The organism is Allobosea caraganae, assembly GCF_003351345.1.
GTDB lineage: Bacteria > Pseudomonadota > Alphaproteobacteria > Rhizobiales > Beijerinckiaceae > Allobosea > Allobosea caraganae.
The window spans coordinates 247,501-269,179 of the sequence record NZ_QQTO01000037.1; the positions used below are offsets into that span (position 1 = coordinate 247,501).

Consider the following 21,679-nt stretch of genomic DNA (forward strand, 5'->3'; position numbering starts at 1 on the left):
GCGGCGGCTGCCTCGGCTGCGCCGCCTGCCGCTCGGGGATCTGCCAGAACAGGTTGAACAGGCTGCGGTTCGGCGGCGGCGCGTTCTGGGCGAGCGAGACCGGCCCGCCCGTCGCCAGCAGGAGCAGGGCGGCTGCCAGAACCATGAAGAGCGAACGCAGTCGCATCGGGCCAGATCCCACGCCGGTCAGCGGCGCCAGCCAGCAATATAATGCAGAAACGGGCCGGCGTCAGCGGGAGGCGCGCAGCTTCGCCAGCAGCGCGGGGGTGGGGTAGCCGTCGGCGATCTCGCCGATCTTGAGCTGGTATTGCCTGACCGCCTCGCGCGTGCCGGTGCCGATGCGCCCGTCGGCGTCGTGGTTGTAGATGCCGAGCGCCTTCAGCCGCCTTTGCAGGTCCTGCGTGCCGGCCTTGTCGAGCCTGGGCGCCTGCACCGGCCAGTCGGCCTGGATCGCCGGGCGCCCCATGATCCGGTCGCCGAGATGGCCGACCGCGAGCGCATAGGCGTCGGAGGAATTGTACTTCTTGATGACGTCGAAATTCTCGGTCAGCAGCAGCACCGGGCCGCGATGCCCGGCCGGGAAGAACAGACGCCCCTCGCCCGAGGAGGGCAACGAGCCGCCATCGGCCCGGCGCACCCCTGCGGAGCGGAACGACGAGAAGCTCGCCTTGTTGAGCTTGTAGTCGAAGCCCTCGGGCAAGGTGATTTCGAGCGCCCAAGGCAGGCCCGAGACCCAGCCATAGCCCTTGAGGTAGTTCGCGGTGGACGCCAACGCGTCGCTGGTCGAGCTCCAGATGTCGGCATGGCCGTCGCCGGTGAAGTCGACCGCGTATTTCATGTAGCTCGACGGCATGAACTGGGTATGGCCCATCGCGCCGGCCCAGGAGCCGCGCAGCTCGCTGCGCTCGACATGGCCGTTCTCGATCAGCTCCAGCGCGGTCAGCAGCTCGTCGCGGAAGAAGTCGCCGCGATAGCGGATGCTGGCCAGGGTCGCGAGCGAGCGGATCGTGTCCTTGTCGCCCTTGAACGAGCCGTAATTGGTCTCCATGCCCCAGACGCCGAGCACGATCTCCTTGGGCACGCCATAGCGCGCCTCGACCTGCTGCAGCACGCCGGCATTGTCGGCAGCCGCATCGCGTCCGCGTGGGATGCGCGTGCCGCCGACGGCGTTGTTGAGATAGGCCCAGATCGGCGCGGAGAACTCGGCCTGCTTCTTGGTCAGCCCGATGATCGAGCTATCCGGCGTCACGCCGCGAAAGGCGAGGTCGAACGTCTTGCGCGAGATGCCGCGCGCCTGCGCCTGCGGCCAGAGCTTCTCCAGGAAGGCGGCGAAGCCGGCATCGGGCTGCGCCACGCTGGCGGTCTTCACGCCCTGCGCCCGCGCCACATGACCGAGCGAACCGGTCGTCGTCTGCGCCAATGCCGGGGCGAGGCTGATGGCGGCCACGGCAAGGACGAGGGGCAGGCGGCGCATGGATGGACCTCGCTCGGGCGGGGTGAAGACAAAAGATTGCGTCGTCCACAGCGCCCGAACAAGATTAATCGCGGGTTAAAGCAACCGTATCAGCGCGCATTCCGCGTCTTCAGCGCATCCTCCCAGGCCAGCGCCTGCTTCACGATCTCCTCCAGATCGTCATGCTCCGGCTGCCAGCCGAGCTCGGCCCGGATGCGGTCGGCCTTGGCGATGAGGGAGGCCGGGTCGCCCGCCCGGCGCGGCGAGAGCTTGACCGGGAAGTCGACGCCCGAGACCTGCTTGACGACCTCGACGACCTCCTTGACCGAATAGCCGCGGCCATAGCCGCAATTCAGCGTCAGGCTGCCACCGCCGGCGCGCAGATGGTCGAGCGCGGCGAGATGCGCCCGCGCCAGGTCGGTGACGTGGATGTAGTCGCGCACGCAGGTGCCGTCCGGCGTCGGGTAGTCGGTGCCGAAGACCTCCAGCCCGGCGCGCTGGCCGAGCGCGGCCTGGCTGGCGACCTTGATCAGATGCGTGGCGTTGGCCGAGGACTGGCCGGAACGCCCCTTCGGATCGGCGCCCGCCACGTTGAAATAGCGCAGCGCGACATAAGTCAGGCCATGGGCGCGGGCGACGTCGCCCAGCATCCACTCGCTCATCAGCTTGGAGCGGCCATAGGGATTGATCGGGGCAAGTCCGATCTCCTCCGGCACGGGCGAGACGGCAGGCTCGCCATAGACGGCAGCGGTCGAGGAGAAGATCACGTGCTTGACGCCGCCGCGCACGGCGCTCTCCAGCAACGCCCGCGTCTTCACCGTGTTGTTGAGGTAGTAGCCGAGCGGATCGGTGACCGAATCCGGCACCACGATCTTGGCGGCGAAATGCGCGATCTCGGTGATGCCGTGCTCGGCGATGGTGCGCTCGACCAGGCCCTGGTCGCCCATGTCGCCCTGGACGAAAATGGCCTCCTTCGGCACCGCCCACCAGAAGCCGGTCGAGAGATCGTCCAGCACCACGACCTGTTCGCCGCGGTCGACGAGCTCGAGGACCATATGGCTGCCGATATAGCCGGCTCCGCCCGAAACCAGAATCGCCATCGTCGTCTCCCTGTTGCCCTCTCCGCATAGAACGAGATCGCGACAGGTTGAACCAGCCCGCCTGACGCAGGCCTCCAATGGTTAAGAGCATCTGAGCGGGACGGCAGCGTAACGCCACGGCTTCGCTTCGATCTTCGCGAGAGTTTTTCGCAAAAGGCCGAGTTTGCTTAAAAGGCATTGACGATGCAGCAAGGCCCGGTTGGTATCAGGGCGCGGAGCTGGCCCGCCTTTTGCCAGAATCGCGCGACAGCCTCCCTTGGCCGGCCTCGATCGGGGCGAAGCCGGCTCCGGAATCGCCATCCCCTTCCGTCGCAGGCGTGCCGGCCGGCGCGCGAAATGGATTTTTCATGACGCAACGTATCCGCAAGGCCGTCTTTCCCGTCGCAGGCCTGGGCACCCGCTTCCTGCCCGCCACCAAGGCGATCCCGAAGGAGATGCTGACCATCGTCGACCGGCCGGTCGTCCAGCATGTCGTCGATGAGGCGCGCGCCGCCGGCATCGAGCATTTCGTCTTCGTCACCGGCCGCAACAAGGCCGTGATCGAGGACCATTTCGACATGGCCTACGAGCTCGACGACACGCTCGCCAAGCGCAGCAAGACCCGGGAGCTGGAAGGGCTGCGGGCCGACCTGCCGGCGGCGGGCGCGACCAGCTTCACCCGCCAGCAGGCGCCGCTCGGCCTCGGCCACGCCGTCTGGTGCGCCCGCGACATCATCGGCGACGAGCCCTTCGCGCTGCTGCTGCCGGACATGCTGCACCACACCCATGGCAGGGGCTGCCTCGCCGAGATGATGGAGGCCTATGACAGGCATGGCGGCAACCATGTCGCGGTCGCGCCGGTGCCGGAGGACCAGACCCATCAATATGGCATCGTCGGCGTCGAGGACGTGAAGGCCAAGGTCTCGAAGATCACCCACATGATCGAGAAGCCGGCCAGGGGCACCGCGCCCTCCAACCTGCACATCACCGGCCGCTACATCCTGCAGCCGACCATCTTCAACCTGCTCGCCCATCAGGAGCGCGGCGCCGGCAACGAGATCCAGCTCACCGATTCGATGATCGCGTTGTCGCACCAGGAGCCGTTCCACGCGGTGCGCTTCGACGGCGACATCTACGATACCGGCTCGAAGATCGGCTTCCTGACCGCCAACATCGCCTATGCGCTCGACCGCGCCGATCTGGGGCCGGACCTGCGCGCCGAGATCGAGCGGCTGATCGAGCGGTAAGTCCTGCTCGTCATTCTCGGGCGGAGCGCAGCGGAGACCCGAGAAGCTCGTGCCGGAAGAGGCTCCCTGGCACCGGAGCCCTCTCGTCCAGAGATGCTCGGGCCAAGCCCGAGCATAACGGCGCGCGCTAGAACTGCACCCGCAACCCCACCTGCGAGACATTCGCGGTGTAGTCGGACCCCGGCGCGGTCGAGTTCAGGCGCTCATGCGTGAAGCCGGCCCGGATCGCGAAGGTCCGGGTCAGCTTGTATTCGATCCTGACGCCGAGCGTGCTGAAATCCTCGCGCAGGCCCTGCCCGTCATATTCGGTGCGGCCGAAGCCGGCGACGCCGGTGACTGTCAGGTTGCGGCGCAGTGCATGCGCGATCTCGAGATTGACTCGCCGCGCCGTCGTGCCGCTGCTGCCGGCGATGGTGGTGTCGCCAAGCTCGGCCGTGCCGCGCAGGGTCACCGTGGTCAGTGGCGTCGGCGTCCACAGGATCGCGACGTCGCCGACCGGCCCGCGCAGGTTCTTCAGCCTGGCATCCTCGTACTTGCGGTCCTGGTAGCCGGCCGAGATCTCGCCGGTCAGTTGCCGGCTGATCTCGAAGGTCGAGCCGACGCTGGCGCCGATGCCGTTCGACGAGCGCTCATAGCCGTTCGAATCGACCTTCTGGTCGAACTGGCGCGTGTCGACCTCGCCCTGCACGAAGGGTTTTATGCCGGGCGTGAGCTCGTAGGCGGCGCGCAGGCGCAGCTCGTATTGGGTCTGGTTGCGGTCGCGCTGGCTCAGCGTCGCGCCGCTGGTCAGCTTGGCGTCCTCGTAGTCGAAGCGGTCGACCGAGCCGCGCAGGTTGAACTGCAGCCGGTTGACGTCATGCGTGATGCCTGCCGAGCCGCCATAGGCATAGGTCAGCGGCCGGCCGGTGACGGAGGCGTTCAGGTCGGGCGAGCCCGGGCGCTGCGTGTCGAGCTTCAGCCGGCTCTCCAGCAGGATGCGGGTGTCCCTGCTGGCGTCGAGCCTGAGGTCGAGGCCCCCCTCGGCATCCGGCCGCGAGGCGTCGCGCTGCTTGAAATACTCGGTATAGCCGCCGCGCAGCTTGCCCTTCAGCTCGTGCACGTTCCAGTCCGACTGGACGCTGAGCTCGCCCTCGTAGCGGCCGAAATACGAGCCCTTGGTCGCGCCGGAGGAGCGCTGCGGATTGGTGTCGTAGCCGCCCGACGCCGTGAGCGCCGGCTTGAGCGTGACAGCGCCGAGCCGCAGGCCGAGCGGCGCGTAAGGATCCTCCTCGGCCACCGTCTTGCGACGCGGCACCGGGGCAGGCTCGGGCGCCGGCGGCAGTTTGGCGATGTCGGGCTGCGGCGGGCGGAACTGGCGCTGCGTGACGCCGCGCAGCGCTGGCGACTGCACCGGCCGGCTGGCGCGCGGCGGGGGACGGCGGGAAATCACCGAGCCCTGGTTCTGGATCAGCGCGGCGGGGTCGCGCGCCGCTTCCGGAATGGGCGATGTCGGCTCGGCCGGAACCGGGTCGGGCTGAGGCTGTGCGACATAGGCCGGCGTCGTGCCGCGCAGCGCGCCCCTCGCCTGCTGCGCGCGCGCCTCCGTCGCGACGACGAGCGCCGCCGCGAGCCCGGCCAGAGCGGTGCCGGACAACAGGAGGATCGTGGCGCGGCGGGACACGGAGAGGCGCGCTCCAGGCAAACGGACGCGCAGCCGGGTGGGTGCGCATGGTTAACGGAGTTAGAACGAAGACGGTTAACGCACCGTCAATGTGCCGGCCGAGCGACGCTTTCCCCTTTTGCGAAAGCGGGCGCGGGAGCCCCTCTCCCTTGTGGGGAGGGGTGGGGGTGGGGGGCGAAAAGTCGGAGCGATCGCTTCTGCCTTCGCCCGCAGTGCCCATACAGCGGCCTTGTACCCAGTCGTCCGCCCCCCATCCCCATACCCTTCCCCACAAGGGGGAAGGGAGGAGCTTGAGCCGGCCAGTCCATTGCCCCACCTTTTTGCAGGCGTATCCACCCTGAGAAGGGAAGGCGGTGGATACCCTCCCTGCTCCCGTGCTAGAGCGCGGCGCATGACAGCCGATATCCGCGCTTCGGCGCTCCGCACCATCGCCACCGAGCGCGCCGGGCTCGACACGCTGCACGAGGCCCTGGCCGATGGCCTCGGCGCGCCCTTCGCCGCCGCCGTCGAGATGATCCGCACCGCCAGCGGCCGCGTCGTCGTCACCGGCATGGGCAAGTCCGGCCTCGTCGCACGCAAGATCGCCGCGACACTCTCATCGACCGGCACGCCCGCGCTCTTCGTCCATCCGGCTGAGGCCAGCCATGGCGATCTCGGCATGGTCCAGCCCGAGGACGTCGTCGTGGCGCTGTCCTGGTCGGGCGAGGCCGTCGAGCTCTCCGCCATCGTCGGCTATACCCGCCGCTTCCGCGTCGGGCTGATCGCGATCACCACCAATCCGGACAGCGCGCTCGGCCGCGAGGCCGATATCGCGCTGGTGGTCCCGAAGGCCGAGGAGGCCTGCCCGAACGGGCTCGCCCCCACCACCTCGACCACGATGCAGATGGCGCTGGGCGATGCGCTCGCCATCGCCCTGCTCGAGGCGCGCGGCTTCACCCGCCAGGATTTCTTCGTCTACCACCCCGGCGGCAAGCTCGGCGCCCAGCTCAAGACGGTCGAGAGCATCATGCATCGCGGCGAGGCGCTGCCGCGCGTCGGCCTTGATGCGGCGCTACCCGACGTCGTCGCGATGATCTCGGCCAAGGGCTTTGGCTGCGCCATCGTCACCGACCCGGACGGCACTCTCGCCGGCGTCGTCACCGATGGCGATTTGCGCCGCAAGCTCGGCTCAGGCACGCCGGGCGCGCTGCGCGCCCGCGACGTCATGACGCCCGATCCGCGCCGCATCGCGCCGGACGCGCTGGCGGTCGAGGCGCTGGAAATGGTCAACCGCCTGCGCATCACCGCACTGATCGTCGCCGATGCCGAGGAGCGCCCGGTCGGCCTCGTGCATGTGCACGACCTGCTGCAGCTGGGCGTGGCGTAACCCGCATCAGGCGCGGGAGCCCATCTCCTGTAAGGAGAGGGGTAGGGGTGAGGTGTAGGGCGTTTGACGCTTCAGCCGTGAGCTAACCGCGGCTCTCATACCGCCTCACTGGTCCAGCGGCCTACACCTCACCCTGCCCTCTCCTTACAGGAGAGGGTTCCCCGCGCTCTATAAAGCGAACGGCAGTGCGAGGGATCACATCCGTTCGTACAGCAGCCTCGCCCGGATCGTCCCATCCAGCGCGCGAATCTCGGCCAGGATGTCCTGCGCGTCCGCCCCCGAGCGATCCGCCTCCATCACCACGTAGCCGATCTCGCCATCGGTCTGGTAGTTCTGGGCGGAGATGTTGACCTGGTGCCGGGCAAAAATCTCGTTCAGCCGCTGCAGCATGCCTGGCTGGTTGCGCTGCACCTGGATGAAGCGGGTGCCGGTCGGCCGCGGCGCCAGCTGCACCTGCGGGAAGTTGACCGCGCCGACGGTCGAGCCGACATCGGAATAATCGACCAGCTTGCGCGCGACCTCGGCGCCGATGCGCTCCTGCGCCTCCTCGGTCGAACCGCCGACATGCGGGGTCAGGATCACGTTGGAGAGGCCCTGCAGCGGCGAGACGAAGCGCTCGCTGTTCGATGCCGGCTCCTTCGGGAAGACGTCGACGGCGGCGCCCGCAAGGTGGCCGCTGCGCAGGGCGTCGGCGAGCGCGTCGAGATCGACCACCGTGCCGCGCGAGTTGTTGATCAGGTAGCTCCCCTTGCGCATCGCGGCGATCTCGGCCTTGCCGATCATGCCATGCGTCGCCGCCGTCTCCGGCACGTGCAGCGAGACGATGTCGCAATTGCCGAGCAGGGTCTGCAGGCTGTCGACCGGCTCGGTATTGCCGTGGCGCAGCCGGTCGGTGTGATCGTAGTAGATCACGCGCATGCCCATCGCCTCGGCGATGGTCGAGAGCTGGCTGCCGATATTGCCGTAGCCGATGATGCCGAGCGTCTTGCCGCGCACCTCGAAGCTGCCATTGGCGGATTTGTCCCAGCCGCCGTCATGGGCCGAGCGCGAGCGGTCGGGAATGCGCCTGAGCAGCATGACGATCTCGCCGATAGTGAGTTCCGCAACGCTGCGCGTGTTCGAGAACGGCGCGTTGAAGACCGGCACGCCGCGCGTGCGGGCAGCTTCCAGATCGACCTGGTTGGTGCCGACCGAGAAGCAGCCGACGGCGAAGAGCCGGCTCGCCCGGGCGAAGACCGCCTCGGTGAGCTGCGAGCGCGAGCGGATGCCGAGCACATGCACCTTCTCGACCGCCTTCAGCAGCTCCTCGTCACCGAGGGCCTTCGGCAGGCGGGTCATGTTGGTGTAGCCGGCCTGGACCAGCAGGTCGGCGGCGGAATCGTTGATGCCTTCGAGCAGCAGGACGCGGATGCGGTCCTTGGGCAGCGACAGGCGTTCGGTCAGGTTCGACATGGAGCAATTCGGACTTGCGGCGGGGGCTTCGCTATACGCCTCGCCGGCGGTTCTGGGCAGTCCTCTTTCGCATCAGCGAAATGACGTGGCGACGCAGGCCGCGTCATCCCGCACAAAGCTCTTCCCCGTCATGGTCGCCCTTGTGGCGACCATCCACGTCTTGCGACGCTCATCGCAGGCAAAGACGTGGGTGCTCGGGACAAGCCCGAGCATGACGGCGAGAGTGGGACTCCCGCCTACGCCTTCTCGACCACCAGCGTCGCGCCCTCGACGCGCACGACCCGCACCTCGGTGCCGGCCAGCAGCTCCGGCCCGGTGACGCGCCAGGAGGAATCGCCGACGCGGATGCGGCCCTCGCCGCCGAGCATCGTCGCCTCCAGCTTGAAGACCTTGCCGATCAGCTGCCGGCCGCGATCGTTCAGCCCCTGCGCCAGGTCGGGCTCGTCGGACCCGCGCCGCGTCAGCAGCCGCCCGGCGACGACGCTCAAGATCGAGAACCCCGCGAAGACCAGGGCCGAGACCTGCCAGCCGAAATCGAACAGCCCGACGACGAGCCCGGTCAGCAGCGCGGCAAGGCCGAGCCAGATCAGGAAGATGCCGGGCGCGAGCAGCTCGCCGCCGATCAGCACGAGCCCGAAGACGAGCCAGCCCCAGCCGCCGAGCGATGCGAGCCAACCCATCATGATCGCCTCAGGCGCCGCTGCGGCCGGAGGCGGGCACCGAGCCCGAACCGACCCGGCGCGCCTCGACCGCCTCCTCGCCGAAGACGGCGCGGGTGAGCTGGGCGATGCCGCCGACCGTCCCGGCCAGCGCCGCCGCCTCGATCGGCACGATCACCACCTTGCTGTTGGGCGCGCTGGCGATGGCCTTGAGCGCATCGGTGTAGCGCTCGGCGATCAGGAAGTTGGCGGCCTGGATGTCGCCACGGCTGATCGCCTCGCTGACCATGGCGGTCGCCGCTGCCTCGGCCTGCGCCGAACGCTCGCGCGCCTCGGCATCGCGGAACGCGGCCTCCCTGCGGCCTTCCGCGGCAAGGATCTGCGACTGCTTCTGGCCTTCCGCCTTCAGGATCTCGGATTGGCGCAGGCCTTCGGCCTCGAGCACCGCGGCGCGTTTCTCGCGCTCGGCCTTCATCTGGCGGTTCATCGCGCCGACGATGTCGGCCGGCGGCATGATGTCCCGGATCTCGATGCGCGTGACCTTGACGCCCCAGGGCGAGGCGGCGGCGTCCATCACCCGCAGCAACCGCTCGTTGATCTCGTCGCGATGCGAGAGCAGCTGGTCGAGGTCCATCGAGCCGACCACGGTGCGGATATTGGTCATGGTCAGCACGACCAGCGCCTGTTCGAGCGAGGAGACCTCGTAGCTGGCGCGGGCGGCGTCGAGCACCTGGTAGAACGCGGCGGCGTCGATCTTCACGCCCGCATTGTCCTTGGTGATCGCCTCCTGGCTGGGAATGTCGAGCACCTGCTCCATGACATTCACCTTATGCCCGACGCGCTCGATATAGGGCACGATCAGGTTGAGCCCAGCCCCCAGCGTGCGCGAATAGCGGCCGAAGCGCTCGATCGTGTAGTTGTAGCCCTGCGGCACGGTCTTCACCAGGAAGGCGACGGTGATGATCGCCAGCAGCACCAGGGCGACGACGAAGATACTGAAGCCCGACAACGTAGCCATCTGACCGCCCGCCCTCAAAGCCGATGAGTCGCCGACACGCGCTCCCGTTGCAAGCAACCTGACGATTGCGACGGGATGATGCAAGCCGTGGCGGCTTAGCTCTCCAAAGCCTTCGACACCCGCCTCATCATGTCGCCGACGGACTGGCATTCCTCGTCGCTAAGCACGTCCATCATCGCCTCGATGCGCTGGACATGGACGGCCATCGCCTGGCGCGTCAGCGCTTCGCCCTCCGGGGTCAGCCAGAGCCTTCGCACCCGCCGGTCGGCCTCGTCGCCGCGACGCTCCACCAGTTCGCGCCGCTCCAGCTCCGGCAGCAGCATGCTCATGGCGCTGCGCCCGACCAGCAGCTTCTCGGCCAGCTGCTGCTGGCTCAGCCCCGGCACGTGGAAGATGTTGGCGAGCACGTCGTAATGCGCCACCTGGATGCCGAGCGGCGCCAGCGCCTCGCTGAACACCTTCTTCCAGAGCGCATGCACGCGCGCCACCGCGATCCAGTTATGGAAGCGCGGCAGCTCCCAGGGCAGCACTTGCCGGTCGGCCTGCGCAGCCCCATCTGCCGGTACGGAATTGAGCACTTGCTTTTTGTTCATGACTGAACATACTTGTTCATCGCTGAACGATTAAGGGCTTGTGCCATGTCCGGTCCTGCACTGCGTCTCATTCGCCCGCTCGTCCACATGTCCAGCCTGGTCGCCCCGAGGGCGGCCGGGCATATCGCCTTCAGGCTCTTTTGTACCCCGCCGCGCCGCAAACAGCGAACCGCCCAGAACGGTTCTGCCGTCAAATCGGCGCAGGGCCGGCTCGCCGCCGCCGAGCGCCACGCCATTCCCTATCCCTGCGGCTCGGTGACGGCCTATGTCTTCGAGCCCGAGGGCGCCGCGGAGTTTGAGACACCGGCCCCGACCGTGCTGCTCCTGCATGGCTGGACCAGCGAGGCGGCCTTCATGACCGCCTTCGTCGCGCCGTTGACCGGGGCCGGCTTCCGCGTCGTCGCCTATGACTTGCCGGCGCATGGCAACTCGACCGGCAGCGAGCTCAACCTCCCGCTCGGCGTCGCCAGCCTCGCGGCGGTGGCGCGCGCCTTCGCGCCGATCCACGCCATCGTCAGCCATTCCTTCGGCGGCGCCATCGCGCTCGCCGCGATGGCGCGCAGCGTGCCGGGACAACCGGAGGTCACGGCCAGCCGCCTCGCCATGATCGCCGCGCCCTCCTCGATGACGCAGATCACCCGCCAATTCGGCGCGACGATCGGGCTCGGCCGCCGCGGCCAGGCAGCGCTGGAACGGCGCATCCACGTCGTCGCCGGCGCCCCGGTCGAGACCTTCGAGGGCCGCGACCAGTTGGAGACGATCGGCCTGCCGACGCTGCTGATCCATTGCCGCGACGACCGCGAGCTGGAGTTCCGCCATGCCGAGGCGCTGGCCAAGGCCGGGCCGTTCGTGACGCTGGAGCCGGTGAAGGGGCTCGGGCATCGCCGAATCTTGCAGGCGCGGGCGGTGGTGGAGAGCGTCACGCGGTTCGTGATCGGCTGAGACGAGCCTCCGTCGTCATGGTCGGCCTTGTCCCGACCACCCACGTCTTCGCTTATCGCGGGCACCGTTCAAGACGTGGGTGCTCGCCACAAGGGCGAGCATGACGTCGAGGGTGTCACGCCCGGCGAGGCGAAGTGAACCTCACACCCAGCCCATCAGCTCCCGTCGCACCACCGCATCGAGCACCCTGATGCCCTCATCGGAATCATTCAGGCACGGCAGATACGCGAACCTCTCCCCGCCATTGTGCATAAAAATCTCGCGGTTCTCGACGTCGAGCTCCTCCAGCGTCTCCAGGCAGTCCGCCGAGAAACCGGGCGCCACGATGGCGAGCGACTTCGTCCCGCCCTGCGCCAGCGCCTTCACGGTCTCGTCGGTATAGGGCTGCAGCCATTCGTCCGGCCCGAAGCGCGACTGGAAGGTCAGGCGAAAGCGCTCTTGCGGCAGGCCCAGCTCCTCGCGCAGCAGCCGCCAGGTCTTGACGCACTGGCAATGGTAGGGGTCGCCCTTGAGCAGATACTCCTTCGGCATGCCGTGGAAGGAGCAGAGGATCACCTCGGGCTCGAAATCGAGCTTCGCCAGCGACGCCCGCATCGAGGCTGCGAGCGCCGCGATATAGACCGGATCGTCATGATACGGCGGCGCGACGCGCACCGAAGGCTGCCAGCGCATCTGCATCAGCGCACGAAAGGCCTGGTCGCAGGCCGTGGCCGAGGTCGGCGCGGCATATTGCGGATAGAGCGGCACGAGCAGGATGCGGTCGCAGCCCTGGTCGAGCAGCGCCTTGAGCCGGCTCTTCACGTCGGGGAAGCCGTAGCGCATCGCCCAGTCGAACACGACCCGCCCCTCGCCGAAGCCGGTCAGCCGCTCGGCCAGCTTCTCGGTCTGCGAGCGCGTGATCGTCTTGAGCGGGCCCTCGTTGCGCTCCTTGTTCCAGATCGAGGCGTAATCCTTGCCCTTCGGGCCCGGCCGCTTGGTCAGGATGATCAGGTTCAGGATCGGCCACCAGACCAGCCGCGAGGTCTCGATCACGCGCCGGTCAGAGAGGAACTCCTTGAGATAGGCCCGCATCGGCCAATAGCCGGTGCCCTCCGGCGTGCCGAGATTCATCAGCAGCACGCCGACGCGGCCGTTGCGGATCGGCGGGTGATCCGAGGGCAGGCGGACGGCCTCGGGCAGCTTGCTCTGGACTGTCATCGATCCCTGACTTTCGTTCCCCTGTGATTTAGACGAGTTAGAGCGTTCGTCCAGCCGCACCGGCCAGGGTGCGACATTGGAGAACATGGTCTGAGCCCCGCCGGACCACCGGTTGTGTGAGCTTCCTCTCTTGTCAGTATCCCACATCGAGCGGACGATCCGTCGGGATGACGCCGTTCTCGGCGCGGAGCAATGCCATGCCGCCTCCAAGCACGAATACCCCGGCCTACACGATCAAAAGCCGCATCATCCACGCGAACAAGGTCGTGATTCCAACGCAGCGTTACGACCTCAAGCCACCAAGAGGGCTCGTGGCCGACGATCTGCGGATGCCGAATTTCGTCAAGCCGCAGGAGATGATGGCGCTGCTCACCGATACGCCGAATTACAATCCAAGCCGCCTCGCGATCACCCACGGGCTGGTCAAGACGGAGTTTGCCTTCGTGTTCCCCGCCATCGACGAGCAATGGCGACGAGCGGCCGGGCCCCAGAATCGGATCACGCGGCAGTTCCAGGGTGGCGATGTCTTCGCCCAGGCGACGATCGCGGTCCACGTTCTCCACGCTGATCGGCCATTGGAGAAGAACAAGCTCAGCGAGAAACTGTTCGTGGTGATCTGGGAGCACGAACTGCTCCATGTCCTCGACGACATCGAGATCATGCGCGACTGGTTGCCGGAGAAGGTGCGTGACGACGAGTGGGTCAAGAAATACATGACCGAGGCCAGAGAACTGGATGAATCCTCCTTCGACCACTACATCCGCAAGGACAAGCTGACGCCATGGCTACGGGACGGGTTCTGGCAGGAAGAGCGCAACAGGCGGGCAGCGATCCGCGACGCGCCGGCACGCTATGCGGAGCTCAACGAGGCGATCGCCAATATCCGGAGCCGGATGTAAATCGCTGAGCCGGCCAAGGGATTGCTCAAGCCGGCTTGAACCTTGCGGCCCAAGGCTGCGATACTGCACATTCCTCATCATGGCCCCCGCAGGGAGTCCACTTCATGTCCAAGCTTACCCGCCGCAACGCCCTCGGCGTCATCGCCGCCCCGGCCGCGCTCGCCGCGACGGCGCCCGTCGCCCGCGCCCAGCAGCCGGCCCCCGCCTTCACGCTGCTTCTGGTCAACGACATCTACAAGATGAGCGACGACAAGGGCCGCGGCGGCTTCGCCCGCGCCGCCGGCATCGCCAAGGCCGAGCGGGCCCGCGGCGTGCCCGTGCTGTTCTGCCATGCCGGCGATTGCTATTCGCCCTCGCTGATGTCGGGCTTCGACCAGGGCGCCCATATCGTCGCGATGCAGAACAAGTTCGGGCTCGACGTCTTCGTGCCCGGCAATCACGAATTCGACTTCGGCAAGGAGAACTACCTCAAGCTCGTCGCCGCCCAGACCTACCCGACCTTTGCCGCCAACCTGCGCGATGCCGCGGGCAACGCGCTGCCCGGCCACAAGGATTCGCAGCTCTTCGAGCTCGGCGGGTTCAAGGTCGGCGTCATCGGCACCGCCTATGACCCGACGCCGCAGATCTCCAATCCCGGCGACCTGAAATTCTCCTCGACCATGGAGGCGCTGCGGCGCGAGGCGAAGACGCTGAAATCGCAGGGCGCCGACATCTTGGTCGCCGTCGTCCATGCCGACCGCGCCATGGACCTGGAGATCGTCCGCTCGCGCGTCGTCGACATCGTCCTGACCGGCCACGACCACGACCTCGCCATCGCCTATGATGGCAAGGTCGTGATGGTCGAGTCGAACGAGGAGGGCAACTACGTCACCGCGATCGACATCGCCGCCACCGCGACCGGCGAGGGCGCTGCAAGGCAGGTGACGTGGACGCCGACCTTCCGCGTCAACGATTCCCGCGGCGCCACGCCCGATCCGGACGTCAACGCCATCGTCAAGGGCTACGAGTCCGAGCTGTCGAAGGAGCTCGACGTCGAGATCGCGACGCTCGCCGCCCCGCTCGATTCCCGCACCGGCGTCATCCGGACGCAGGAGACCGCGATCGGAAACCTGATCGCCGACGCGCTCTGCGCCTCCACCGGCGCCAAGCTCGCGATCAGCAATGCCGGCGGCATCCGCGCCAACAAGCAATATGCCGCCGGCCACAAGCTGACCCGCCGCGACGTGCTCTCCGAGCTGCCCTTCGGCAACGCCTCGATCATGGTCCAGATCACCGGCAAGGACGTCAAGGACGCGATCGAGAACGGGCTCGCGCCGGCGCCGCAGGGCTCGGGCCGCTTCCCGGTCATCTCCGGCTTCAAGGTCGAGGCCGACGTCAAGCGGCCGGTGGGCCAGCGCGTGATCGCGATCACCGTCGATGGCGACCCGATCGACGAGGCCGCGACCTACACCGTCGCCTCCAACAACTTCATGCTCGCGGGCGGCGACGGCTACACCGCGCTCGGCCGCGGCAAGACGCTGATCGGCCTCACCGACGGCAAGCTGATGGCGAACGAGACCATGGTCTATCTGCGCCGGCTCGGCACGGTCGACGCCAAGGTCGAGGGCCGGATCGTCCTGAAGTGAGCGGCTACGCCGCGGCGCTCGCGCAATTTTTGGCGAGCCCGGCGAGCAAGGGCTGGCGCCAGCTTGCGGTCTTCGCGCCGGGCGGTGCTGCGGCCCGCGCCGCGGCTGCCGCCGATGCCGAGCGCGCCGCCGGCCATGTCGTCGCCCCCTCGCCCGAGCGCTTCCTCGCCGCGCTGGAGCGGACGCCGCTCGCTGAGGTCCGCACCGTCATCCTCGGCCAGGACCCCTACCCGACGCCCGGCCACGCCAACGGCCTCGCCTTCTCCTATGTCGGCCCGCCGCCACTGCCGCGCTCGCTGGTCAACATCTACAAGGAGCGCGCCGAGGACCTCGGGGAACCAGCGCCGGCCAGCGGCGACCTGACGCCATGGGCCAAGCAAGGCGTGCTGCTGCTCAACACGGCGCTGACCGTGCGCGAGGGCGCGAGCAAGGCGGGCTCGCATCTCACGCTCGGCTGGGGCGCGGTGACGGACGCGATCATTACGGCTGTTTCCGGCTCGCGCCCGCATGTCGTGTTCCTGCTCTGGGGCGCGCCGGCGCAGGCCAAGCGCGGCCTGATCGACGAGAACCGGCATCACGTGATCGCCAGCGCGCATCCATCGCCTCTATCGGCAAGGCGGGGCTTCTTCGGCTCGAAACCGTTCAGCCGGGCGAATGAGTGGTTGGAACGAAACGGACAGCACGCCATCGACTGGTAAGCGCGGGAGCCCTCTCCTGTAAGGAGAGGGTTGGGGTGAGGTGTAGGCCGTTGGACGCTGCTGCCGTGACTTGACCGCGCCTGCCGTCATTGCGAGCGTAGCGAAGCAATCCAGGGGCCGTCGAGTGAGACCTTCTGGATTGCTTCGCTACGCTCGCAATGACGAGAAAGCGGCTCTCGATCCGCTTGACTGGTGTTCTGGCCTACACCTCACCCTGCCCTCTCCTTACAGGAGAGGGTTCCCCGCGCTCCACTCGGGCATCGCAGCGTCAACCAATCGGCCGCTCGTCGGCGATGACCTTCCCATCATTCGGCAGAGCCCCGAGCGGCAAAATCTCTACCGCCCCCTTGAGCTTCGTCACCTGCTGCAGGGTCGAGGACACCGCATCGACGAACCCGATCGGCTCGGCATAGATCTCGGCCTTCAGCGTCATCGTGTCGACCTCGTTCGCCCGCCCGACCACCAGCCGCAGTTTGGCGATCTCGGCATGGCGCCGGGCGATCTCGGCGACCTGCTCGGGCCGCACGAACATGCCCTTGATCTTGGCGGTCTGGTCGGCGCGGCCCATCCAGCCCTTGATCCGCGCGTTGCTCCGGCCGGACGCGCTCGCCCCCGGCAGCACCGCCGTGAGGTCGCCGACCGCCAGCCGGATCTGCGGATGATACGGGTCGAGATTGGTGACGACGATCTCGCCGACCTCGCCCTCCGCCACCGGATCGCCGGTGCCCGGCCTGACGATCTCGACGATCATCGTCTCGTTCAGCACCATGCCGTCGCGGGCCGAGGTCTCATAGGCGATCACGCCGAAGTCGGCCGTAGCGTAGAGCTGGTAGGCATCGATGCCGCGCGCCTTGACCCAGTCCTGCAAGGATGGCGGGAAGGCCGCACCGGACACCACGGCGCGCTTGATGCAGGAGATGTCGACGCCGCGGACCTCCGCCGCCTCGATCAGGATCTTCAGGAAGTCGGGCGTGCCCGCGTAGCATTGCGGCTTGTAGGCGGAGATCACCTCCATCTGCTGCTCGGTATTGCCGGGACCGGCCGGGATCACGGCGCAGCCAAGAGCGCGCGCGGCGGAGTCCATGATGAAGCCGCCTGGCGTCAGGTGATAGCTGAAAGTGTTGAGCACGACGTCGCCGCGCCGGAAGCCCGCCGCATAGAGCCCGCGCGCCGCCCCCCACGGATCGATGCCGGTACCCTCGGGCTCGAAGATCGGCCCGGGCGAGGTGAAGAGCCGGCCGAAGGAGCCGAGCGGCGCGCCGACGAAGCCGCCGAAGGGCAGCGCCGCCTTCTGCAGCGCCGGCATCTCGGCCTTGCGCAGGATCGGCAGTTTCGCCAGCGCCTTGCGGTCGGTGATCGCCGCGGGATCGACACCTTTCAGATGCGCTGAGTAGCCCGGCGTCTTCAGCGCGGCCTCGAGCATCGGCCGCAGCTTGGCGAAGAGATCGGCCTCCCGCACCGCGGGCGAGCGGGTTTCGAGATCGTCGTAATGCTCGCTCATCGATCTGGTCCTCTCCCGTTCAGCGGAGAATGCGCAGGATGCGCAGGAAATTGAGCAGCCCGATCAGCGCGCCTGCGACATAGGTGAAGGCGGCAGCCCTGAGCACGCCGCGCGCCGCCGGCAGGTCGTCGCTGTGGAGATAGCCGTCGCCCGTCAGGATCGGCAGCGCCTTGCCGAAGCTGGCATCGAGCTCCAGCGGCAGGGTGACGAGATGCACGACGAGGCCGATGCCGAGCAACGCGACAGCCAAGCCGAACTGCATCAGGCCGATCGCCGGCACCCGCGTCACGATCGCAACCAGCGGCGCGGTGACCAGGATCGCCATCGCGACCTTGTCGAAAATGCCGAGGAAGCGCGCCAAGGCCGTGCGCCAGGCGAAGAGCGAACTGCCCTGCGCATGCTGGATGGCATGGCCGACCTCATGCGCCGCGACGGCCACGGCCGTGATCGAGCGCCCGTCATGGTTCTCCGGCGAGAGCCTGACCGCACGCGCCTCGGGATCGTAATGGTCGCCGCCGGTCGCGGTCGTCTCGACCTTGACCCAGTCGAGCTGGAAGCGGTCGAGCAGGTGGCGCGCCAGCTCGCCGCCGGTGCCCGGCAGGTCCGGCCGCGCCGCGGCGTGCTTCCGCATCTGGCTGCGGACCCAGGCCTGCGGTCCGAAGATCAGGGCGATCACCAGAACTGCGATGACGAGATAGAGCATCGCCCCGGACCATACCCCCGCGAGTCAGGAGAGCCAGCGCTTGCGGCGCTTGTAGCTCTTGACCTCGCGGAACGACTTCTTGTCGCCTTCGGCCACGCCGAGATAGAACTCCTTCACATCCTCGTTCTCGCGCAGCATCGCCGCCTCGCCATCCATCACGACGCGGCCGGTCTCCATGATGTAGCCATAAGTGGCGTAGCGCAGCGCCATGTTGGTGTTCTGCTCGGCGACGAGGAAGGAGACATCCTCCTCCGCATTCAACCGGCGCACGATCTCGAAGATCTCCTCGACGATCTGCGGCGCCAGCCCCATCGAGGGCTCGTCGAGCAGGATCATCTTCGGCTTCGACATCATCGCCCGGCCGACGGCGCACATCTGCTGCTCGCCGCCGGAGGTGTAGCCGGCCTGCGAGTTGCGGCGCTGCCTCAGGCGGGGAAAAAGCTCGTAGATCTTCTCGAGGTCGCGCTTGATCGCGGCGTTGCCGTCGCGGCGGGTGAAGGCGCCGGTCAGCAGGTTCTCCTCGATCGAGAGATGGCCGAAGCAGTGCCGCCCCTCCATCACCTGGATGCAGCCGCGCCTGACGAGCTCGTTCGGCGACATCCGGTCGACGCGCTCGCCATTGAACATGATCGAGCCCTTGGTCACCTCGCCGCGCTCGGCCTTGAGCAGGTTCGAGATCGCCTTCAGCGTCGTGGTCTTGCCGGCGCCGTTGGCGCCGAGGATGGCGACGATGCCCTTGCGCGGCACGGTCAGCGAGACGCCCTTCAGCACCAGGATGACGTGATCGTAGATCACCTCGATATTGTTCAGCGCGAGGATCGTGTCCGTCGCGGTGGCGGCCGGCTTGTCGAGGGTGGCGGTGGACGACATGACTCGCTCCTTCCCTTCTCCCCCTGCGGGAGAAGGTGGCGCGCAGCGCCGGATGAGGGGTCGCGCTACGCGTCAAAAGTTCGTTCGAGCCGCCAAGCCTGAAATGGCAGTGCGACCCCTCATCCGTCTCGGCTTCGCCGAGCCACCTTCTCCCGCAAGGGGAAAAGGGAGCGCGGCGCAGCACTCATCAGGCTAGGACGACTTCTCGCAGGGCTCGGTCCGCTTCGGCCAGCCGGTCGCCTTCTCGACATAGTCCTTGGCGTTGGCCTCGATCAGCGGGCGCACCTCGTCCTTCAGCGGCTCCAGCCAATCGCCCTTCTGGGTCCACTTGGTGCCGTCCCATTCCGCGACATAGGCCTTGCTGTGGCCGGAATGGTCGGTGCAGGAGATCGTCGTCGGCGTGGCGAAGCCGCCCATGCCGATCTCCTTCAACCTGGCTTCGCTGACGTTGAGGCTCTCCAGGCCGCGGCGCATGTCCTCGGCGTTGACGACCTTCTTGCCGGTGAGCTTCTGCGCGTTGCGGATCGCCTCGACGACGAGCATCGAGTTGTAGACGCCGCGGTTGTAGAGGTTCTCGCCGACCTTCTCCTTCGGCGTGGTGCTCTTGCCCTTCTCCACGACGTATTTGAGGATGTCCTGGACCACCGGGAAGTTCTGGCCGGCGGCGTTGAAGTTCAGCGACTTGTAGCCCTTGGCCTCGGCGCCGCCGGCGCGCGCGTCGTCATCGCCGCCGGCCCACCAGACGCCGACCAGCTTGTTGATCGGGAAGTTGTTCTTGATCGCCTCCTTGACCGCGGTCGGGTTCATCGCGCCCCAGCCCTGGTTGTAGAGATAGTCCGGCCGGTCGCGCCGGATCGAGAGCCAGAGCGAGCCCTGGTTCTGCATGTCGGCCGCCGCCACCGGGTAGAGCTTCAGCTCGAAGCCGTATTTCTTGGCGAGGTTCTCCAGGACCGGGATCGGCTCCTTGCCGAAGGGCGCGTCGAGATGGATCAGCCCGAGCTTCTTGCCCTTGAGCTTGTCCATGCCGCCGAGCTCGGCCGCCATGTGGCGGACCATGATCGAGGCGCCGTCCCAATAGGTCATCGGCGGGATGAAGACCCAGGGGAAGTTGGTGCCATCGGCCGAGGCCGAGAGGCCGTAGGCCATCGAGAGGATCGGGATCTTGTCGATATGGGCGCGCGGGATCGCGGCCAGCGTCGCGCCGGTCGACCAGGGCGAGTAGACGATCGTGTTCTTCGACTTGGCCTGCTCGTAGCACTCGATCGACTTCTTGGTGTCGTAGCCGGTCTCGCATTCCTCGTAGACGACCTTGACCCCGTTCACGCCGCCGTCGCGCTCGTTGATCATGGTGATGTAGTCGCGCATGCCGTCGCCGATCGGGATGCCGGAGCCGGAGAACGGCCCGGTGCGATAGGCGTTGTTGGCGAAATAGACGCTGTCCTGGGCCGAGGCCGGCGCAACCGCGGCGCCGGCCGCGAGCAGCGCGCCGAGCGCCGCGCCCTTCATCAGATTGGTCTTCTTCATTTTGCTTCCTCCGTGGTTGCACCGGTCATGCGATGGCTCGCCTGCCGTCCTCTCCTGCCCGCCGCTTGCACTGGCGCCGGATCGTGTTCTTGGGCCGTCTCTCCGCTCAGTACGGGAAGGGCCACGTCCGCAACTTCTGCTTGCCGATCTGCCAGAGCCGCGCCAGCCCATGCGGCTCGACGATCAGGAAGATGATGATCAGCGCCCCGACCAGCATGAAGGTGACGTGCTCGGCCGCTGCGCCCGAGAGCGGCACGCCGAGCGCCGGCAGGCCGAATTTCAGGATGGTCGGCAGGCTGGCGATGAAGGCCGCGCCGAAGAAGGAGCCGATCAGCGAGCCCAGCCCGCCGATGATGACCATGAACAGGATGTTGAACGAGAGCCGGATGGTGAAGACGTCGTTGGCCTCGCCGCCGCCGTACCAGAGGAAGATCATCATGGCGCCCGCCACCCCGGCGAAATAGGATGAGACGGCGAAGGCGATGAGCTTGGTGTTGAGCAGCTTGATGCCCATCAGCTCGGCGGCGATGTCCATGTCGCGCACCGCCATCCAGGAGCGGCCGAGCCGGCCATGGACCAGGTTCGAGGCGAACCAGGTCAGCACCACGACGAGGCCGAGGCAGACGAAATAGCGCGTCTCCGGCAGGGCGGCGGGGCCGGTGACGGCGATGCCGAACAGGTCGCGCTGCGGCACCTCGATCGCGCCCGAGGCGTTGTAGTTGAACAGCCAGGGCACCCGCACGAAGCACCATTGCAGGAAGAACTGCGCCGCCAGCGTCGCGACCGCGAGGTAGAAGCCCTTGATCCGCAGCGACGGCAGGCCGAAGAGCACGCCGATCGCCGCCGAGAACAGGCCGGAGACCAGCATCAGGACGATGATGTTCACGCCCGGGAACAGGGTCGTCAGCTTGTAGCAGGAATAGGCGCCGACCCCCATGAAGGCCGCGGTGCCGAGCGAGATCAGCCCGGTATAGCCGGTCAGGATGTTGAGCCCGATCGCCGCCATCGAGAAGACCAGGAACGGGATCATCACCGTCGCGATGAAGAAGTCGTTGCCGATCAGCGGGATGCCGATGAAGGCGATGGCCAGGATCACGGCGAGGCCGATCCGGTCCTGCCGGATCGGGAACACGGCCATGTCGGCGGCGTAGGTCGTCTTGTATTGGCCGGCTTCGCGGTAGAACACGGGGCAG

At 67.5% G+C, this 21,679-nt stretch carries 20 protein-coding genes (1 of these 20 cut by a window edge); 6 read left to right on the forward strand and 14 right to left on the reverse strand.

Going from position 1 to position 21,679, the window contains the following annotated elements:
* The 3 genes from DWF00_RS25695 to galE form a co-directional block, all read right to left on the reverse strand.
* Positions 1-166, reverse strand: the beginning of a protein-coding gene (locus DWF00_RS25695; RefSeq protein ID WP_114828346.1) for an SGNH/GDSL hydrolase family protein. Its footprint begins 1,052 nt before the window's first position; the window shows 166 of its 1,218 coding nt (coding positions 1-166); the start codon lies at positions 164-166; its stop codon lies off the left edge, out of view.
* 63 nt (positions 167-229) lie between these two features.
* Entirely contained in the window at positions 230-1,474 is a 1,245-nt protein-coding gene (locus tag DWF00_RS25700) for a lytic murein transglycosylase (RefSeq protein WP_114828345.1), read from the reverse strand.
* A gap of 89 nt (positions 1,475-1,563) precedes the next feature.
* Entirely contained in the window at positions 1,564-2,553 is a 990-nt protein-coding gene (gene galE, locus DWF00_RS25705) for a UDP-glucose 4-epimerase GalE (RefSeq protein WP_114828344.1), read from the reverse strand.
* Between the two features lie 347 nt (positions 2,554-2,900).
* Between galE and galU the strand changes: the two genes are divergently transcribed.
* Positions 2,901-3,779 carry a UTP--glucose-1-phosphate uridylyltransferase GalU gene (galU, locus tag DWF00_RS25710; RefSeq protein ID WP_114828343.1) on the forward strand — a complete coding sequence of 293 codons (879 nt, stop codon included), beginning with the start codon at positions 2,901-2,903 and terminating at the stop codon, positions 3,777-3,779.
* A 127-nt stretch (positions 3,780-3,906) separates the two neighbouring features.
* Here galU and DWF00_RS25715 read toward each other — a convergent pair whose 3' ends face one another.
* Positions 3,907-5,439 (reverse strand): outer membrane beta-barrel protein, encoded by a 1,533-nt coding sequence (locus tag DWF00_RS25715; protein WP_114853086.1) that lies wholly within the window; start codon positions 5,437-5,439, stop codon positions 3,907-3,909.
* A gap of 391 nt (positions 5,440-5,830) precedes the next feature.
* Here DWF00_RS25715 and DWF00_RS25720 point away from each other — a divergent pair, with 391 nt between their 5' ends.
* On the forward strand, positions 5,831-6,805 hold the full coding sequence (locus DWF00_RS25720) for a KpsF/GutQ family sugar-phosphate isomerase (RefSeq protein WP_114828341.1): 975 nt from the start codon (positions 5,831-5,833) through the stop codon (positions 6,803-6,805).
* A 195-nt stretch (positions 6,806-7,000) separates the two neighbouring features.
* Here the strand turns inward: DWF00_RS25720 and serA are convergent, their stop codons facing one another.
* The 4 genes from serA to DWF00_RS25740 all read right to left on the reverse strand — a co-directional run bounded on the left by serA (position 7,001) and on the right by DWF00_RS25740 (position 10,527).
* Complete coding sequence (gene serA / locus DWF00_RS25725; RefSeq protein WP_181832546.1) at positions 7,001-8,257, reverse strand: phosphoglycerate dehydrogenase; 1,257 nt, start codon at positions 8,255-8,257, stop codon at positions 7,001-7,003.
* 236 nt (positions 8,258-8,493) lie between these two features.
* Positions 8,494-8,940: an NfeD family protein gene (locus DWF00_RS25730; protein ID WP_114828340.1), complete on the reverse strand. Its 447-nt coding sequence runs from the start codon at positions 8,938-8,940 to the stop codon at positions 8,494-8,496.
* Between the two features lie 7 nt (positions 8,941-8,947).
* A complete protein-coding gene (locus tag DWF00_RS25735) occupies positions 8,948-9,934 on the reverse strand; it encodes an SPFH domain-containing protein (protein WP_114828339.1) in 987 nt (328 codons plus the stop codon).
* A gap of 95 nt (positions 9,935-10,029) precedes the next feature.
* Positions 10,030-10,527: a MarR family winged helix-turn-helix transcriptional regulator gene (locus DWF00_RS25740; RefSeq protein WP_114828338.1), complete on the reverse strand. Its 498-nt coding sequence runs from the start codon at positions 10,525-10,527 to the stop codon at positions 10,030-10,032.
* Between the two features lie 45 nt (positions 10,528-10,572).
* On the opposite strand from DWF00_RS25740, the gene DWF00_RS25745 reads away from it, so the two are divergent.
* The gene (locus DWF00_RS25745) at positions 10,573-11,469 is read left to right on the forward strand and encodes an alpha/beta fold hydrolase (protein ID WP_114828337.1); all 897 of its coding nucleotides are present in this window, start codon (positions 10,573-10,575) and stop codon (positions 11,467-11,469) included.
* 141 nt (positions 11,470-11,610) lie between these two features.
* Here DWF00_RS25745 and hemH read toward each other — a convergent pair whose 3' ends face one another.
* A complete protein-coding gene (gene hemH / locus DWF00_RS25750; protein WP_114828336.1) occupies positions 11,611-12,666 on the reverse strand; it encodes a ferrochelatase in 1,056 nt (351 codons plus the stop codon).
* Between the two features lie 167 nt (positions 12,667-12,833).
* On the opposite strand from hemH, the gene DWF00_RS25755 reads away from it, so the two are divergent.
* The 3 genes from DWF00_RS25755 (at position 12,834) to ung (ending at position 15,888) form a co-directional block, all read left to right on the forward strand.
* Positions 12,834-13,565, forward strand: coding sequence for a hypothetical protein (locus DWF00_RS25755; RefSeq protein ID WP_114828335.1), 732 nt, complete (start codon positions 12,834-12,836; stop codon positions 13,563-13,565).
* 104 nt (positions 13,566-13,669) lie between these two features.
* Positions 13,670-15,190: a bifunctional metallophosphatase/5'-nucleotidase gene (locus DWF00_RS25760; RefSeq protein WP_114828334.1), complete on the forward strand. Its 1,521-nt coding sequence runs from the start codon at positions 13,670-13,672 to the stop codon at positions 15,188-15,190.
* A complete protein-coding gene (gene ung / locus DWF00_RS25765) occupies positions 15,187-15,888 on the forward strand; it encodes a uracil-DNA glycosylase (protein WP_114828333.1) in 702 nt (233 codons plus the stop codon). The genes DWF00_RS25760 and ung overlap by 4 nt, the downstream gene beginning before the upstream one ends.
* Positions 15,889-16,156: 268 nt before the next feature.
* Here ung and DWF00_RS25770 read toward each other — a convergent pair whose 3' ends face one another.
* The 5 genes from DWF00_RS25770 to DWF00_RS25790 form a co-directional block, all read right to left on the reverse strand.
* Entirely contained in the window at positions 16,157-17,389 is a 1,233-nt protein-coding gene (locus DWF00_RS25770; RefSeq protein ID WP_114828332.1) for a phenylacetate--CoA ligase family protein, read from the reverse strand.
* A 19-nt stretch (positions 17,390-17,408) separates the two neighbouring features.
* A complete protein-coding gene (locus DWF00_RS25775) occupies positions 17,409-18,092 on the reverse strand; it encodes a zinc metallopeptidase (RefSeq protein ID WP_114828331.1) in 684 nt (227 codons plus the stop codon).
* A gap of 24 nt (positions 18,093-18,116) precedes the next feature.
* Complete coding sequence (locus tag DWF00_RS25780; RefSeq protein ID WP_114828330.1) at positions 18,117-18,962, reverse strand: ABC transporter ATP-binding protein; 846 nt, start codon at positions 18,960-18,962, stop codon at positions 18,117-18,119.
* A 192-nt stretch (positions 18,963-19,154) separates the two neighbouring features.
* On the reverse strand, positions 19,155-20,486 hold the full coding sequence (locus tag DWF00_RS25785; protein WP_114828329.1) for an ABC transporter substrate-binding protein: 1,332 nt from the start codon (positions 20,484-20,486) through the stop codon (positions 19,155-19,157).
* Positions 20,487-20,592: 106 nt separating this feature from the next.
* Positions 20,593-21,672 carry a branched-chain amino acid ABC transporter permease gene (locus DWF00_RS25790; protein ID WP_114828328.1) on the reverse strand — a complete coding sequence of 360 codons (1,080 nt, stop codon included), beginning with the start codon at positions 21,670-21,672 and terminating at the stop codon, positions 20,593-20,595.
* Between the last annotated feature and the right edge of the window lie 7 nt (positions 21,673-21,679).

Excerpts from the sequence above, each read along its gene's own strand:
- DWF00_RS25700 (WP_114828345.1), bottom strand. The coding sequence starts at position 1,474 with ATGCGCCGCCTGCCCCTCGTCCTTGCCGTGGCCGCCATCAGCCTCGCC.
- galE (WP_114828344.1), bottom strand. The coding sequence starts at position 2,553 with ATGGCGATTCTGGTTTCGGGCGGAGCCGGCTATATCGGCAGCCATATG.
- galU (WP_114828343.1), top strand. The coding sequence starts at position 2,901 with ATGACGCAACGTATCCGCAAGGCCGTCTTTCCCGTCGCAGGCCTGGGC.
- DWF00_RS25720 (WP_114828341.1), top strand. The coding sequence starts at position 5,831 with ATGACAGCCGATATCCGCGCTTCGGCGCTCCGCACCATCGCCACCGAG.
- serA (WP_181832546.1), bottom strand. The coding sequence starts at position 8,257 with ATGTCGAACCTGACCGAACGCCTGTCGCTGCCCAAGGACCGCATCCGC.
- DWF00_RS25730 (WP_114828340.1), bottom strand. The coding sequence starts at position 8,940 with ATGATGGGTTGGCTCGCATCGCTCGGCGGCTGGGGCTGGCTCGTCTTC.
- DWF00_RS25735 (WP_114828339.1), bottom strand. The coding sequence starts at position 9,934 with ATGGCTACGTTGTCGGGCTTCAGTATCTTCGTCGTCGCCCTGGTGCTG.
- DWF00_RS25740 (WP_114828338.1), bottom strand. The coding sequence starts at position 10,527 with ATGAACAAAAAGCAAGTGCTCAATTCCGTACCGGCAGATGGGGCTGCG.
- DWF00_RS25745 (WP_114828337.1), top strand. The coding sequence starts at position 10,573 with ATGTCCGGTCCTGCACTGCGTCTCATTCGCCCGCTCGTCCACATGTCC.
- hemH (WP_114828336.1), bottom strand. The coding sequence starts at position 12,666 with ATGACAGTCCAGAGCAAGCTGCCCGAGGCCGTCCGCCTGCCCTCGGAT.
- DWF00_RS25755 (WP_114828335.1), top strand. The coding sequence starts at position 12,834 with ATGACGCCGTTCTCGGCGCGGAGCAATGCCATGCCGCCTCCAAGCACG.
- DWF00_RS25760 (WP_114828334.1), top strand. The coding sequence starts at position 13,670 with ATGTCCAAGCTTACCCGCCGCAACGCCCTCGGCGTCATCGCCGCCCCG.
- DWF00_RS25770 (WP_114828332.1), bottom strand. The coding sequence starts at position 17,389 with ATGAGCGAGCATTACGACGATCTCGAAACCCGCTCGCCCGCGGTGCGG.
- DWF00_RS25775 (WP_114828331.1), bottom strand. The coding sequence starts at position 18,092 with ATGCTCTATCTCGTCATCGCAGTTCTGGTGATCGCCCTGATCTTCGGA.
- DWF00_RS25780 (WP_114828330.1), bottom strand. The coding sequence starts at position 18,962 with ATGTCGTCCACCGCCACCCTCGACAAGCCGGCCGCCACCGCGACGGAC.
- DWF00_RS25785 (WP_114828329.1), bottom strand. The coding sequence starts at position 20,486 with ATGAAGAAGACCAATCTGATGAAGGGCGCGGCGCTCGGCGCGCTGCTC.